13 protein-coding genes are annotated in these 14,620 nt (G+C 73.0%); 10 read left to right on the plus strand and 3 right to left on the minus strand.

Annotated features, from left to right (window positions below):
- The first annotated feature begins 71 nt into the window (after positions 1–71).
- The 7 genes from ACL06G_RS13290 (at position 72) to ACL06G_RS13320 (ending at position 5,807) form a co-directional block, all read left to right on the plus strand.
- Positions 72–767 (plus strand): response regulator transcription factor, encoded by a 696-nt coding sequence (locus ACL06G_RS13290; RefSeq protein WP_412786583.1) that lies wholly within the window; start codon positions 72–74, stop codon positions 765–767.
- Positions 764–2,122, plus strand: a complete 1,359-nt coding sequence (locus tag ACL06G_RS13295) for a sensor histidine kinase (protein WP_412786584.1) — start codon at positions 764–766, stop codon at positions 2,120–2,122. The genes ACL06G_RS13290 and ACL06G_RS13295 overlap by 4 nt, the downstream gene beginning before the upstream one ends.
- A 125-nt stretch (positions 2,123–2,247) precedes the next feature.
- A complete protein-coding gene (locus ACL06G_RS13300) occupies positions 2,248–2,622 on the plus strand; it encodes a hypothetical protein (RefSeq protein ID WP_412786585.1) in 375 nt (124 codons plus the stop codon).
- Positions 2,619–3,584, plus strand: coding sequence for an FAD:protein FMN transferase (locus tag ACL06G_RS13305; RefSeq protein WP_412835921.1), 966 nt, complete (start codon positions 2,619–2,621; stop codon positions 3,582–3,584). The genes ACL06G_RS13300 and ACL06G_RS13305 overlap by 4 nt, the downstream gene beginning before the upstream one ends.
- Positions 3,581–4,264, plus strand: a complete 684-nt coding sequence (locus ACL06G_RS13310) for a ferric reductase-like transmembrane domain-containing protein (protein ID WP_412786587.1) — start codon at positions 3,581–3,583, stop codon at positions 4,262–4,264. The genes ACL06G_RS13305 and ACL06G_RS13310 overlap by 4 nt, the downstream gene beginning before the upstream one ends.
- The gene (locus ACL06G_RS13315; protein WP_412835922.1) at positions 4,261–5,598 is read left to right on the plus strand and encodes an NADH-ubiquinone oxidoreductase-F iron-sulfur binding region domain-containing protein; all 1,338 of its coding nucleotides are present in this window, start codon (positions 4,261–4,263) and stop codon (positions 5,596–5,598) included. Before ACL06G_RS13310 ends, ACL06G_RS13315 begins: the two co-directional genes overlap by 4 nt.
- On the plus strand, positions 5,595–5,807 hold the full coding sequence (locus tag ACL06G_RS13320) for a ferredoxin (protein WP_412786589.1): 213 nt from the start codon (positions 5,595–5,597) through the stop codon (positions 5,805–5,807). Before ACL06G_RS13315 ends, ACL06G_RS13320 begins: the two co-directional genes overlap by 4 nt.
- 109 nt (positions 5,808–5,916) lie before the next feature.
- Here ACL06G_RS13320 and ACL06G_RS13325 read toward each other — a convergent pair whose 3' ends face one another.
- The 3 genes from ACL06G_RS13325 to ACL06G_RS13335 form a co-directional block, all read right to left on the minus strand.
- Entirely contained in the window at positions 5,917–7,626 is a 1,710-nt protein-coding gene (locus ACL06G_RS13325) for a BCCT family transporter (protein ID WP_412786590.1), read from the minus strand.
- A gap of 177 nt (positions 7,627–7,803) precedes the next feature.
- The gene (locus tag ACL06G_RS13330; RefSeq protein ID WP_412786591.1) at positions 7,804–9,588 is read right to left on the minus strand and encodes a BCCT family transporter; all 1,785 of its coding nucleotides are present in this window, start codon (positions 9,586–9,588) and stop codon (positions 7,804–7,806) included.
- Positions 9,589–9,928: 340 nt separating this feature from the next.
- Complete coding sequence (locus tag ACL06G_RS13335) at positions 9,929–11,122, minus strand: RtcB family protein (RefSeq protein WP_412786592.1); 1,194 nt, start codon at positions 11,120–11,122, stop codon at positions 9,929–9,931.
- 208 nt (positions 11,123–11,330) lie between these two features.
- On the opposite strand from ACL06G_RS13335, the gene ACL06G_RS13340 reads away from it, so the two are divergent.
- The 3 genes from ACL06G_RS13340 to ACL06G_RS13350 all read left to right on the plus strand — a co-directional run bounded on the left by ACL06G_RS13340 (position 11,331) and on the right by ACL06G_RS13350 (position 14,608).
- A complete protein-coding gene (locus tag ACL06G_RS13340; protein ID WP_412786593.1) occupies positions 11,331–12,257 on the plus strand; it encodes a hypothetical protein in 927 nt (308 codons plus the stop codon).
- A 44-nt stretch (positions 12,258–12,301) separates the two neighbouring features.
- On the plus strand, positions 12,302–12,985 hold the full coding sequence (locus ACL06G_RS13345; protein WP_412835923.1) for a DUF3558 domain-containing protein: 684 nt from the start codon (positions 12,302–12,304) through the stop codon (positions 12,983–12,985).
- Positions 12,986–13,048: 63 nt separating this feature from the next.
- Positions 13,049–14,608: a DUF2637 domain-containing protein gene (locus ACL06G_RS13350; RefSeq protein ID WP_412835924.1), complete on the plus strand. Its 1,560-nt coding sequence runs from the start codon at positions 13,049–13,051 to the stop codon at positions 14,606–14,608.
- The last annotated feature ends 12 nt before the right edge of the window (positions 14,609–14,620 follow it).

The following is a 14,620-nucleotide window of genomic DNA, read 5'->3' on the forward strand; positions in this document are numbered from 1 at the left end:
CGGTGCGGACGAGGAAGGGCTGAGGGCGAGCGGCCGCAACAGCGGGCTCGCCCGGAAGGCGGGAGACACGCATGGACACCCGGGGCACCGGTGCGGCCGACGCGACCCGGGTGCTGGTCGTGGAGGACGACCGGGGCATCGCGGAGTCCCTGGTGCGCGGGCTGCGGCAGGCCGGGTACCGCGCCGAGGCGGTCCGTACGGGCCGTGACGCGCTCACCGCCGCCGCGACGGACGTCGTCCTGCTCGACATGGGGCTGCCGGACATCGACGGGCTGGAGGTCTGCCGGACCCTGCGCGGCCGGTCCGACGCCGCGATCATCGCCGTCACCGCGCGCGGCGAGGAGGCGGACCGGGTGGTGGCCCTGGACGAAGGGGCCGACGACTACCTCGTGAAACCGTTCGGGCTGGCCGAACTGCTGGCACGGATCCGCGCGGTCCTGCGGCGCAGGCGTCCGGCGGAGCCGGAGGTCGTGCGGCACGGTCCGCTCGCGCTGGACCTGAGAACACGGCAGGTCGCGGTCGACGGCCAGGCCGTCGCGCTGACCCCGAAGGAGTTCGGCATCCTCGAATGCCTGGCCACCGACCCCGGGAGGGTGATGAGCCGGCAGCAGATCCTGGAGCGGGCCTGGGACGCCCACTGGTACGGCCCCACGAAGGTGCTTGACGTGCATGTGGCCTCGCTGCGCCGCAAGTTGGGGGTGCCAGGGCTGATCGAGAACGTCTACGGGCACGGGTTCCGCCTCGGCACACCCGGGGAGTCCCCGTGACGCGCCGGATCGCCTGGACGCTGCTGATCCTCACCGCGGTGCTCCTGGTGCTGGCGGTCGTGCCCCTGGCCGTGTCGCTCACCGCGAACGAGCGGTCCGCGTACCGGGACAGCCAGCGCGCGGCGACCCGCGTCGTCGCCGCCAAGGCCGAGGAACACCTCTCCGACCACGAGCCGGCCGCCGGCACGCGGCGTGTGCTGGCGGCCGCGGCCGATGCCGGGGACTGCGCCGCCGTGTACGACACCTCGCTGCGTCTCGTGGCCGCCACGCCCTGCGGCGCCGCCCGGGGCGAGGAGGCGAAGCAGCTCGTGGCGGAGGTCCTGGCCGGGAACGAACCGGGGGCGCTGGAGGAGGAGGGCCGGACGCTGACGGCCGAACCCACCGGCGAGGAACGGCGGCCCGCCGGGGTCGTGGTCCTGGCACGGTCCGCGGCACCGCGCGACGCCCGAGTCGCCGCGATCTGGGGGTGGTCCGCGGCGATCGGCGCGGCCGGGCTCGCCGCCTCGGTGCTGCTGTCCGTCCGACTCGCCCGCTGGGTCAGCCGCCCGTTGTCCACGCTGGACGCCAGTGCCCGCCGGCTCGGCGAGGGCAGGCTGGACGCACGCGCCGACGTCGAGGGCGGGCCTCCCGAAGTGCGGCGCCTGGCCGCCACGTTCAACACCATGGCGGCCCGCACGGAGACCCTCGTGCACGGGCACCGGGCGATGATCGCGGACGTGTCCCACCAGTTGCGCACCCCGCTGACCGCGCTGCGGCTGCGGCTCGACGTGCTGGCCGCCGGTGCGGCCGGCGACACCGCCGAGGAACTGGCCTCCGCCCAGGAGGAGATCGCCCGCCTCTCCCGCATGGTCGAGGGACTGCTCACGGTGGCCCGCGCGGAGCAGGCCACCCCGCACCCCGTCGCCGTGCGGGTCGACGAGGCGGTGGCCGAACGGGTCGCCGCGTGGTCGCCGGTCGCGGCGGAACGCGACGTGCGGCTGTCCGCCGCCCCGGACGGGCCCGCGGTGGCCGTCGCCCTCGGGGCGGGACACCTGGAGCAGATCCTCGACAACCTCGTCGCCAACGCGGTGGAGGCCGTGCCCGGCGGCGGGAGCGTGCGGATCGAGCACCGGGCGGCGGGCGCCTCCGTCCGCCTCCTCGTGCGCGACGACGGGCCGGGGATGACCGACGCGGCCAAGGCGGTCGCGTTCCGCCGCTTCGGCAACCCCGACGCGAAGGGCACCGGCCTGGGACTGGCCATCGTCCACCGGCTGGTCACCGTCAACGGGGGACAGGCCGCGCTGCGGGACACCCCCGGAGGCGGGCTGACCGTCGTCCTGGACCTGCCGCGGTGGCAGGAGCGGGGAACCGGGTGAGCGACACACCGCCGAGGAATCTTTACCGCTTCTGAAGAGGACGTGAGCCGGTTCCTGCATGCCGCGGCCGGAACCTGGAAGTGCACGCAGCCGAAACCGGCCACCACGTCACCAGGAGCGCCGCCATGGCACCCTCGCCCGACGATCCCGACCGGACGCCACCGCCCACCGGTTCTCCCCGCGCACGGTCCCGGGGTCTGCGGCGGAGCAGCAGGACGACCCGGTGGATCGCCGCGGCCGCGGTGACGGGCACGGCGGGCCTGGGCACGCTCTACGGCCAGCTGCTGCCGGGAAGCACGGCCGCCCCGGCACCGTCGCACGCCCCCGCGCAGCACCCGCCGGGGTCCGCCGACGGCTCCGGGACGAACCAGCAGCGCCCGGGCGCGGACGGCCACCGCACGGGCGGAACGGCCACGCCGCAGCCCACGGCGCCGAAACCCCCCGCGCACCCACCCGCGGCGGGCCGCGCGCAGCCGCACACCACCACGGGCGCGTCGTGACCCCCGGCACGCACCCCACCGGCACGGCCCGTGCCGCCTTCCCCGCACTCGGCACCACCGCCGCGGTGCTGGTGACGGAACCGGAGGCGCTGCCCGTCGCGGAATCCGTGCTGCGGGCGGAGGTGGCGGCCGTGGACCGTGCGTGCAGCCGTTTCCGCCCGGACTCCGAACTCACCCGCGTGAACGTGCGGGCGGGCTCCCCGACAACGGTGGGCCAGTACTTCGCGGAGGCGCTCGGGGCGGCGCTGCACGCGGCCCGGATCACCGACGGGGCAGTCGACCCGACCGTCGGCCGCGCGGTGCTCGCGCTCGGGTACGACCGCACGTTCGCCTCCGTGCGGCCCGACGACGCCCGGCCGCTGCCGGTGGCCCGCCCCGCTCCGGGCTGGCAGCGGATCGTCTTCGACCCGCGCACCCGCCGTCTGCACCTCCCTCCGCGCACGCACCTCGATCTCGGCGCCACCGCCAAGGCCCACGCGGCCGAACGTGCCGCCCGGCGGGCCGCGGAGAGGTCCGGCTGCGGCGTGCTGGTGAGCCTCGGCGGTGACCTCGCCACCGCCGGTCCGGCCCCGCGGGGCGGCTGGCGGGTCGGTCTCGTCGACGACCACACCGAACCCGCCACCGCCGGCACCCCCTGCGTGGCGGTCAGCGGTGGGGCCCTGGCGACCTCCGGCGTTCGCGTACGCACCTGGCGCCGCTCCGGGCGCACCGTCCACCACATCGTCGATCCGGCCACGGGCGCCTGCCCCGCGCCCACCTGGCGCACCGTCAGCGTCGCCGCCGCCGACTGCGTGGACGCCAACGCCGCGGCCACCGCGGCCGTGGTGCTCGGCGAGGGGGCGCCCGCATGGCTGGGGGCCGCCGCCCTGCCCGCGCGGCTGACCGGTATCGACGGCGGGGTCTCCTGCCTCGGCGGCTGGCCCCAGGACGTCGCCCCGCTCGCTCCCGGAGGCGCACGATGACGGAACTCGCCCTGGCTGGAAGCCCGTTGTGGTACGCGGGCCGCGCGAGCGGCACGCTCGCGCTGATCCTGCTCACCGCCGCCGTGATCCTCGGGGTGGTGTCCGGCGGGCGGGTCGCCCCGCGCCGGCACGGCCGGTTCGAACTCGGCGTGCTCCACCGCAACGTGTCGCTGCTCGCCGTGGCGTTCCTCGTCGTGCACGTGGTGACGATGGTCCTCGACCCGTTCGTCGCACTGCGGTGGACGGCGGCCGTGGTGCCGTTCGGGGCCGCGTACCGGCCGTTCTGGCTGGCGCTCGGCGCGGTGGCCCTCGATCTGCTCCTCGCCGTCCTGGTGACCAGCGCCGTGCGCCACCGGTTGGGGCGGCGCCGGTGGAAGGCGGTGCACTGGCTCGCCTACGCGGCGTGGCCTGCGGCGCTCTTCCACAGCGCGGGGGCCGGCACCGACACCCCGCTCACCCTCCAACTCTGGATCTACGCGGTGTGTCTGGCTTCGGTGGTCGCGGCCGTGTGGTGGCGCCTGGCCCAGGCCGGTCCGGGGCGCGTCGCGGGCCGTCTGACGGCCGGGGCGGCCGCGGCCGCACTGCCGGTGGTGCTGTGGTCGTTCCTCGTCGCGGGGCCGCTCCAGCCCGGCTGGGCGGACCGTGCCGCACCGCTGCTCGGCACCGGAGGTCCGCTGTGACGGGCTCGGCGGCGGAGTCCGTCGCCCTCCCCGCTACGGACGGCGCGGTCGGGGCCGCCGGCCCGGTCGCCGGACGCCTGCTGGCGGGCCGGGCGGCCACGCTCGCGGACCACCTGGGGCGCCACGGGCCGCTGCCGCAGGCCGTGGCGCAGGGGGACCGCCGGACACCGCCGCCGCTGCTGGAGGCTGTGGAGCGTGCCGGACTGACGGGACGCGGCGGCGCCGGCTTCCCGACGGCCCGCAAGCTGCGGGCGGTCGCCGGACGCCGGGGCCGGAGCGTGGTCGTGGTGAACGCCATGGAGAGCGAACCCGCCAGTCGCAAGGACCGGTTGCTGCTCGCCGCCGCTCCGCATCTCGTCCTGGACGGCGCCGTCCTGGCCGCCCTCGCCGTGGGGGCGGACACCGTGCACGTGTGTCTCCCGCGTGACGGCACCGGACGGCCGCGGCAGCTCGACGTTCCCCTGGAGGAGCGGCTGCGCAGCCGCATCGACCCCGTGCGGCTGCGGGTACATGCCCTTCCGGACGCGTACGTGTCCAGCGAGTCGACCGCCCTGGTGCGTTGGCTCGACGGGGGACCCGCGCTGCCCCGGGGCAGTACGCCGCACAGCCACGAGCGCGGCGTCGGGCGGCGCCCCACGCTCGTCCAGAACGCGGAGACTCTCGCGCACCTGGCGCTCATCGCCCGCCGCGGACCGGACTGGTTCCGGGCGGCGGGCACGCCGGACGAGCCGGGTACCGCCCTGGTCACCGTGTCCGGCGGGGTCGCCGCTCCCGGGGTGCTGGAGGTCGCCCTCGGCACTCCGGTCGCCACGATCCTCGACGGTGCGTCGGGCAACGCGGCAGACCTGCAGGCGGTGCTCCTCGGTGGGTTCGGCGGAACCTGGCTGCCCGCGGCACATGGAGGCACGCCCTTCACCCGGCGGGCGCTGGCCCCGTTCGGGGCCGCTCCCGGCGCCGGGGTTCTCGTGGCGCTCCCCCGCGCGGCCTGCGGCCTCGCCGAAACCGCCCGGATACTCGCCTTCATGGCCGCCCACAGCGCCCGCCAGTGCGGTCCGTGCCGGTTCGGACTGCCCGCCGTCGCGGAGGACTTCGCGGCACTGGCCGACGGGCGGGGGGACGCGGCCGTGCTGTCGCGGCTGCACCGCCGTACCGCGCTGCTGCCGGGCCGGGGGGCCTGCCGGCACCCGGACGGTGCCGGCCGTCTCGCGGCCTCGGCGCTGCGCGCCTTCGCCGACGACGCCGACCGCCACCTCTCCCGGGGTCCGTGCCCCGCGGCGCATCGGACTCCGAACATCCCCGTGCCACCCACGACACCCGAGGAGACCTGGCGTTGAACGGCCCACGCACCCTGCGCATCGACCGGATCGCCTGCACCGGCGCAGGGCTGTGCGCCGAACTGCTCCCGGAGAGGATCGAGACGGACGAGTGGGGCTACCCGGTGCTCACGGACCCGGCCGTCCCCGACCGGTTGCGCCGCCATGCCCGCCGGGCCGTGGCGGCCTGCCCGCGGCTGGCGCTCCACCTCGACGGGCGGCCGCGGTGACGCGACCGCCCGCTGCCCGGCGCGAGCGTTCCCGCACACGCAGAGGCGGGCCCCGCCCCGGTCATCGTCCGAACCGGGGCAGGGCCCGCACAGCGGTACCGCGAAGCGGTCAGCTCTTGGTGACGGAGGTCTTCCCGCCACCGTTCTCGGCGAGCGAGCCGTTCTCGAGCGCCGCGACGGTCTCGTCGACCAGCTGCTCCTGCTGCCGCTGGAACTTGGCCTCCAGGTAGGCCTCGCGCTCCCGGCGGAACGACCGCAGGGTCGCCCAGCACATGCCGATCATCACGAAGGAGAACGGCAGGGCCACGAGGATGGCCACCGTCTTCAACGTGTCGAGCGACGCCGTGCCTTCGCTGCCGGAGGCGACCAGCAGGGCGATGGCGACGGCACCTTCGGTCAGCGCCCAGAACACCCGGCTCCAGACCGGCGGGTTCGGGTCGCCGCCGGAGGCCAGCATGTCGACCACGTACGAACCGGAGTCCGAGGACGTGACGAAGAACAGCACGATCAGCAGGATCGCCAACCCGGCGACCAGCTTGCCGCCCGGCAGGGTGTCCAGCATCTCGAACAGCGCGTTGTTCGTGCTCACGCCCTCTTTGGTGATGTAGTTGTGCTCACCGTTGACCTGCTCGAACAGTGCGGTACCGCCGAAGATGGAGAACCACACGAAGGTCAGCAGGGTCGGCACCAGCAGGACACCGCAGACGAACTCGCGGACGGTGCGGCCGCGGGAGATGCGGGCGATGAAGATGCCGACGAAGGGCGCCCAGGAGATCCACCAGCCCCAGTAGAAGACGGTCCAGCCGTTGACCCAGCTGGTTCCGTCGTCACCGTAGGCGGCACCCGTGTCGAAGCTCATCGACAGGATGTTCTGCAGGTAGCCGCCGGTGTCCTGGACGAGGGTGTTCGCGATGTACAGCGTCGGGCCGGCGATCAGCACGAAGAGCATGATGAGGGCGGCGATGCCCATGTTGGCGTTGGACAGCCACTTGATGCCCTTGCCGATGCCCGTCACCACGGAGAGCGTGGCGACCGCGGTGATGCAGATGATGAGAATGACGAGCAGGGACTTGCTCTCGGCGTTCTCGACCCAGCCGAGGAAGCCCATGCCGCTGGCAACCTGCATGACGCCGAAGCCCAGCGAGGTCGCGACACCGAACAGGGTGCCGATGACGGCGACCGAGTCGATGATGTCGCCCCAGATACCCTTCACCTTGTCGCCGAAAACCGGCTCCAGGGCCCAACGGATCGAGACCGGGCGGCCCTTGCGGTGCACGGAGTAGGCGACCGCGAGGCCGACCACGACGTAGATGGCCCACGGGTGGATGCCCCAGTGCAGGAAGGTCTGCACCATGGCGAACTCGGACTTCGCGGCGTCGCTGCCGCCGACGCCCGGTCGCGGCGCGTTGAAGAAGTTGAGCGGCTCGGCCACGCCCCAGAAGACCAGGCCGATGCCCATGCCCGCGGCGAACAGCATCGCCAGCCAGGACATGAGGCCGAATTCGGGTTTCTCCCCGTCCTTACCGAGCTTGATGTCGCCGTAGCGGCCGATTCCCACCCAGAGGCAGAAGATCACGAACAGCGATACCAGGGCCAGGTAGAACCAGCTCAGGTTCCCGATGACCTCGGTCTGAATCGTGGCAACTGCTTCGGCGGCCTTTTCCTTGCCGTTGGCGGCGAGAATGACGAAGCCGAGGATCACCACGGCAGAGGGCCAGAAGACCTTCGGTGCTATGGAGCCCTTACCGGCCACCGGATCGGCGGAGCCAGGATCCGGACTCTCCTTCTGCGGCGTTTTCGCCGTCGTCTGCGCAGACACGCGAGATTCCTTCGGTCGTCGGGTCGATTACTCATCGGGCCGGGACGACATCGGCCCGGTGGCTTCGCCTCCCCGAACCGGCCGAAAACACACATCACGAAACCGTATCGCGCGCCACATCTGCGAAAGCCCTGGTCAGAGTGGTCACCGACGGGAACTCTCCACCCCTCCCGGACGTTAGGACAACCTTTCGTGTCCGGGTGACTTCCGAGGGTCGTCGCCGTGCTCGGCCTCGATCTCCGCGAGCTGGCTGCTGTCGGCGCGCCGCCGCACGGCGTCCATGTCCACGTCCTCGGCCGGCCCGACCCGCAGCTCGAACTCGCCGTCGTACTTCTCGGAACCGGTGATCACGGCAAGTTCGACCGCCTCCTCGCCGCGCTCGCCGCGCAGGATCCGGGCGTCGCTCCGCAGGTCACGCATCAGCGCGAAGCACAGGCCGATCATCACGACGGTGAAGGGGACGGCGGCGAGGATGGTGAGGTTCTGCAACCCGTCGAGCGCGGTGGTGCCGCCCTCCCCGATCAGCAGCATGATCGCGGCCACCGCGCCGGTGACGGCGCCCCAGAAGATCACGACGAGGGTGTTCGGCTCCAGCGTGCCCTTCTGGGAGAGCGTCCCCATGACGATGGAGGCGGCGTCCGCACCGGACACGAAGAAGATACCGACGAGAATCATGACGACGAGGCTGGTGACACCGGTGATCGGGTACTCGCGGAGCACCGCGAACAGCTGCGCCTCCGGTGTCGCCTCTCCGGCGATCCCCGCGCCCTCCTCCTGCAGCCGCATGGCCGTCCCGCCGAGGATGGCGAACCAGAGCAGGCTCACCGCACTGGGCACGAGGATGACGCCGCCGATGAACTGGCGGATCGTGCGCCCCCGGCTGATGCGGGCGATGAACATGCCCACGAACGGCGTCCAGGAGATCCACCAGGCCCAGTAGAAAACGGTCCAGGAGGACAGCCAGGCGGCGACGTCCTCGCCGGCACCCGCGTCCGTGCGGGCGGCCATCGCGGGGAGTTCGGCGAAGTAGGCACCGATGGAGGTGGGAATGAGGTCGAGCTGGAGGACGGTCGGGCCCGCCACGAAGACGAACACCACCAGCAGTGCGGCCAGCACCATGTTGGTGTTGGACAGCCACTGGATGCCGCGCTCGACGCCGGAGACCGCCGAGACCACGAAGCACAGGGTCAGGAACGCGATGATCGCGACGAGGACACCGGTGCCGACCCGGGACATCCAGTTCAGCTCCTCCACGCCGCTGCCGATCTGCAGGGCGCCGAGGCCGAGGGAGGCCGCGGAGCCGAAGAGCGTGGCGATAATGGCGAGGATGTCGATGACGCGGCCCGGAGCGCCCTTCGCCGCCTTCTCGCCGATCAGCGGGGTGAAGGTGGCGCTGATCGTCTGGGGCCGGTTGCGCCGGAACGCGCTGTAGGCGATGGCCAACCCCACCACGGCGTAGATGGCCCAGGGGTGCAGGGTCCAGTGGAAGAGGGTGGTGGCCATCGCGTTGGCCATCGCCGCTCCCGCGTCGACCGGGTCGGTGCCCGGCGGCGGGTCCACGAAGTGGGTGAGTGGCTCGTTGACGCCGTAGAACATCAGCCCGATGCCCATGCCCGCACTGAACATCATGGCGATCCAGGAGACCGTGCGGAACTCCGGCGCCTCGCCCTCCTTGCCCAGGGTGATCCGGCCGTAGCGGCTGAAGGCGACCCAGAGGGAGAACACCACGAACCCGGAGGCGGCCAGCACGAACGCCCACCCCCCGTTCTCGATGACCACCGCGAGGAGATCGCTCGAGACGTCGGCGAGCGAGTCCGTGGCGAGCCCGCCCCAGAGCACGAACGCCAGTGTCAGCGCACCGCTGACTCCGAAGACGATCCTGTCGGTCTGCGGGCGAGGAGGAGAACCGCCCGGGAGAGGCGTGCCCGTTGCCCCGCCGCCCGCCCTGTCGTCGTTCCGCACGTGCTCGACCTTTCGCTCGAACGGCTGGGCGGGACCGCGCCGTGACGCCGCCTCCGCACGTCTGCGCTCACCTCCGGGGTGCCGATGCCCCGGCGCCGCACCACCACCTTTGCCCCACATGCAACGATTTGCGACAAGTATCACAGGTCGGGAACGGGGAAGCGGAGGTGCACCGGACCCGGCGCCAACCGGCCGGACACACCGCAGGGGCCGACCGGCGCTGCTGAGCACCGGTCGGCCCCTGAAGAACGCACCCGTCCGCGGCGCGGCGCGGGTTGGGCCGTCGGAGTGACGAGCCGCGGAGTCCGGCGCGGGGCCGCTCGGGGCCCCGCGGGGCGGGTCAGCCCTTCACGCAGACCACCTGCCGCAGCGCGGCCACGACCTCGACCAGGTCGCGCTGGCGTTCCATCACCTGCCCGATGGGCTTGTACGCGCCGGGGATCTCGTCGACGACACCCGCGTCCTTGCGGCACTCGACACCGCGGGTCTGCTCCCTGAGGTCCTGCTCCGTGAAGCGGCGCTTCGCGGCGCTGCGGCTCATACGGCGGCCGGCCCCGTGCGAGGCGGAGTGGAAGGAGTCGGAGTTGCCGAGCCCCTTCACGATGTACGACGCGGTGCCCATCGACCCCGGGATGATGCCCCAGTCCCCGGAACCCGCCCGGATGGCGCCCTTCCGGGTGACCAGCAGGTCCACGCCGTCGTACCGCTCCTCCGCCACGTAGTTGTGGTGGCAGGAGACGACCCGCCCGAAGGTGGGCCGGGCCCTGCGGAACTCGCGGCGCACCACGTCCTGCAGCAGGCCCGTCATCACGGCACGGTTGCGCCGCGCGTACTCCTGGGCCCAGAACAGGTCGTTCCGGTAGGCCGCCATCTGCGGGGTTCCGGCGACGAAGACGGCCAGGTCGCGGTCGACGAGGCCGCGATTGTGGGGCAGCTTCCGCGCCTCGCCGATGTGGAACTCCGCCAGCTCCTTGCCGATGTTGCGGGAACCCGAGTGGAGCATCAGCCACACCGCGCCGGTGGTGTCGAGGCACACCTCGACGAAGTGGTTGCCGCCGCCGAGAGTGCCCAGCTGCCGGGCGGCGCGCCCGCGCCGGAGACGGACCGCCTCGGCGAGTCCGTCGAAGCGCTCCCAGAAGTCGTCCCGCCCGGGCGCGGAACCGCCTCCCGCGCGCTCCTGCGCCACCGGTTCGGCGTGCATGCCGCGGCCGACGGGGATGGCGCGCTCGATGGCGGAACGCAGCCGCGACAGGTCCCCCGGCAGGTCGTTCTCCGTCAGCGAGGTGCGCACCGCCGTCATCCCGCAGCCGATGTCCACGCCGACGGCGGCCGGGCAGACCGCACCCTCCATCGCGATGACGGAACCGACCGTGGCCCCCTTGCCGTAGTGCACATCGGGCATCACGGCGAGTCCGCGCACCCAGGGGAGGGTCGCGACGTTCCGCAGTTGCCGCAGCGCCCCCTCCTCGACAGAGGCCGGGTCCGCCCACATGCGGACCGGTGCGCGGGCACCGGCCAGTTCGGTGTAGGACATCTCACTCAACTCCCCCCGGAGAGACACATCGACGACGCACACGCACAGGCCACGGGCAACGGAACACAGAAAACAGCACGAAAAACAGAAATTCGGACTTCGCGTCACATGGGTGACGGGCGACCGGACGCCCGGGTGGCGCGTGCGGTAGACATTGTGTGCCGTCGGCCCACAGCCACGGCAACACGTTTTCGAGCAAGGAGGACGGGTGCAGCGGAGGGCAAGGACACGCCTGGCGGGTGCCGCGGTCACGCTCGCCGTGGCCGGCGGCCTCACGGCCTGCACGGGTGTCTCCGGCGAACAAGGGACCGACACCGGCACCGACGTCTCGGCCGCCGCCCGACCGGCCGCACCGGGGAGGTTCCGCACGCTCCCCGAACCGTGCGGTGCCGTGAGCCGGGGCACCCTGGCCACCATGCTTCCGGGGGCCGCGGCGAGGGCCGAGGAGGCCGAACGCGACGACGATGTCACGGACTCCGGGACCCCCTCGCCGCTGGAGGGCGAAGCGGCCCTGACCTACGACACCGACCGCCGGGTGAGCTGCACCTGGCAGAGCACCACCAGCCTCGGCAGCCGGGAACTCACCGTCGACTTCGAACGCATCGTCTCCTACGACCCCGAGGTCAGCGACGACGCCGCGGCCGAGAACCTCTTCACCGATCAGGCCCGGGACGCAGGGGCGATGCCGGAGCCCGCGGCGTCCGACGCCACCGCGAGCCCGTCGGGCGCCGGGAACGTCACCGCACCGGACGCCGCGGCCGGCGAGGAGTCCGGGCCACGGTCCGTCGCGGACGTGCAGGGCGACACCGCCTCCCCGTCGCCGTCCGACGACGGCACCACGCCGGACGGGGACGGCACGGACCCGGCCTCCCCGTCGGCGGAGCCCTCGCTGCAGCCGCGCACACTCGAGGACATCGGCGACACCGCCTTCATCGACGACCGACTGGACTCCTCGCCGGTCGGCAGCGGTTCGCTGCGCGGCATCACACTCGTCTTCCGCACCTCGAACGTGCTGGTCACCGTCGAGTACAGCCAGTCCCTCGCAGACGCTCGGCGCACACCGGACAGCGCGGAACTCCAGGACCACACCCAGAACCTCGCACGGCAGCTCGCCGAGCAGTTCTCCGACAGCTGAGCACCGCACGCTGCTCCCCCGAACGATCCGGAAGCGAAGGAACCATGCACCCAATCACCCCGCGCCCGGCCCGCCGGGCCCTGGTCGCCGCAGTGACCGTGCCCGTGATGCTCGTCGCCGGATGCACCTCCGACTCGGGCGGCGAGGACTCCGCCGGCCCGTCGTCCGCGTCGACGGCGGCCTCCCGGCCGGAGGCCGTGAAGTACGCGAAGGTCCCCGAAGCGTGCAGGACGGTGGGCGAGAAGACCGTCGAGGACGTCGTCCCCGGCGTCGACGACGCCTCGGGCAAGGAACTGAACTCCTCCGACACCGGGAGCTACAGTGCCTGCCTGTGGAGCGGGAGCAGCGGCGACCTGGGCGGGAAGTACCGGGCGCTCACCGTCTCCCTGCGCCGTTTCGAGTCCGACAACTCCCTCGGGACCGGCGACGAGCGGGCGGGCCGCTTCCTCACCCAGGAGGCGGAGAGCGTCCAGAAGGACGACACGAACAAGGACCCGGTCGAAAGCGGTCTGGACGGTCTCGGGCAGGAGGCGGTCGGCGTCACCTACGAGACGGAGAAGAAGAACGACACCTACCGTGCGACCCGGGTGGTCGTGCGCGACCACAACGTCGTCGCCACCGTCGACTACGAGGGCGCGGGATTCGAGGACGCAGACCCGCCCAGCCGTGACGAGGTGCGCAAGAACGCGGAAAAGGTGGCGAAGGAGGCGACGGCAGCCATCGGGTGACGGGAAACCGCACAGGTGTGTCAGGCTGAGCGCCGCCAGCTTCCCGAGGGTGGGGTCACACCGGTGCAGTCCGAATCTCTCAACCGCACACACCGCATACTCGTCGGCATCGTCGTGACCGGCGCAGTCGTCATCGCCGCGATCGGTTTCGCCGGCAGCTACGCCGCCGTCCGCGACCTGGCGGTGAAGAAGGGCTTCGGCGACTTCGCTCCCTTCTTCCCGATCGGAATCGACGCCGGCATCGTCGTACTGCTCGCGCTCGACCTGCTGCTCACCAGGATCCGGATACCGTTCCCCCTGCTGCGGCAGACCGCCTGGCTGCTCACCGCCGCGACCATCGCCTTCAACGGCGCGGCCGCCTGGCCGGACCCGCTCGGGGTCGGCATGCACGCCGTCATCCCGGTGCTGTTCGTGGTGTCCGTCGAAGCAGCCCGGCACGCCATCGGACGCATCGCCGACATCACGGCCGACAAGCACATGGAGGGCGTACGCATCTCCCGCTGGCTGCTGGCCTTCCCCTCGACCTTCCGGCTGTGGCGGCGGATGAAACTGTGGGAGCTGCGCTCCTACGAACAGGTCATCACCATGGAGCAGGACCGGCTCGTCTACGAGGCCCGGCTCCGCGCCCGCTACGGCCGCGGCTGGCGCCGCCGGGCCCCCGTCGAGGCCATGATGCCGCTGCGCCTCGCCCGCTACGGGGTTCCGCTGGCGGAGACCGGCCCGGCGGGCCTCGCCGCCGCGGGCATCGAGGCACCCGCCCGGCTCACGCAGCGCACCGCCGCAGGGACCGTGCGCCCGGGGCACGAACTCTCGCGCGGTACGGAACCGGGCCGGGAGACCGTCGCAGCACCGGAGGAAAGGCCCCCCACAGCCGTCACCGCCAACCCTCCGGACGATGCCGCGGCACCCTCCAACCTCCCGTCGCCCGAAGCCTCGGCGGCACCGTACGCCGCGGCGGACACCGCCACGGACCCCGGTCGGCCCGAGTGGACCGCACCCGGACACGACGGGTTCCCGCCGGACACCTGGCCCGACCCCCACGCCCCGTCCCCCGCCGTCGCACCGCAGCGGGACGTCCCCGGCCCGGCACCGGTGCCCGACCCCACCGGCCAGGACACCGCCGTGGCGGCCCACGCCTACGCGGCCGAGGACGGCGCACACCGGTCGCAGGTGACGGTCCCAGTCGTGCAGGGCGGACGGCAGCGACCGCTGGGCCGCAACGGCGCCCCCGACGGGAGCCGTTCGGCGTACGTGCCCGACCAGCAGCAGCTGTTCGTCGAACCGGAGCCGACACCACCCGGCCCCGCACCGGAACAGGCGTACCACCCGCCGGAGCCACCCGCCCCCGAGCCGCCGCCCGCCCCGGTGCCCGACCCGTACGGCGCGGACGAACCGGTCGGGATCCCCGAGGACATCCCGGTCGAGGACCTCTACTACGCCGCCTACCGGCAGTTCGCCGCAGCAGACGGCAACCGCCCCACGGCCAGGGACCTCTCGCGCACGCTGAACGACAGCTACGCGGTGACCAACGCCGACGGCAGCCTGCTCAGTGAGCCCTACCTGCGCCGCTACCTGCCGGAACTCCACGAGCGCTACAAGGCGGAGATGGGCATAGCCGGCTGACCCGCCGTACCG

This window comes from Streptomyces callyspongiae, from assembly GCF_047200695.1.
Taxonomy (GTDB): domain Bacteria; phylum Actinomycetota; class Actinomycetes; order Streptomycetales; family Streptomycetaceae; genus Streptomyces.

Excerpts from the sequence above, each read along its gene's own strand:
- ACL06G_RS13290 (WP_412786583.1), top strand. The coding sequence starts at position 72 with ATGGACACCCGGGGCACCGGTGCGGCCGACGCGACCCGGGTGCTGGTC.
- ACL06G_RS13300 (WP_412786585.1), top strand. The coding sequence starts at position 2,248 with ATGGCACCCTCGCCCGACGATCCCGACCGGACGCCACCGCCCACCGGT.
- ACL06G_RS13310 (WP_412786587.1), top strand. The coding sequence starts at position 3,581 with ATGACGGAACTCGCCCTGGCTGGAAGCCCGTTGTGGTACGCGGGCCGC.
- ACL06G_RS13335 (WP_412786592.1), bottom strand. The coding sequence starts at position 11,122 with ATGTCCTACACCGAACTGGCCGGTGCCCGCGCACCGGTCCGCATGTGG.
- ACL06G_RS13345 (WP_412835923.1), top strand. The coding sequence starts at position 12,302 with ATGCACCCAATCACCCCGCGCCCGGCCCGCCGGGCCCTGGTCGCCGCA.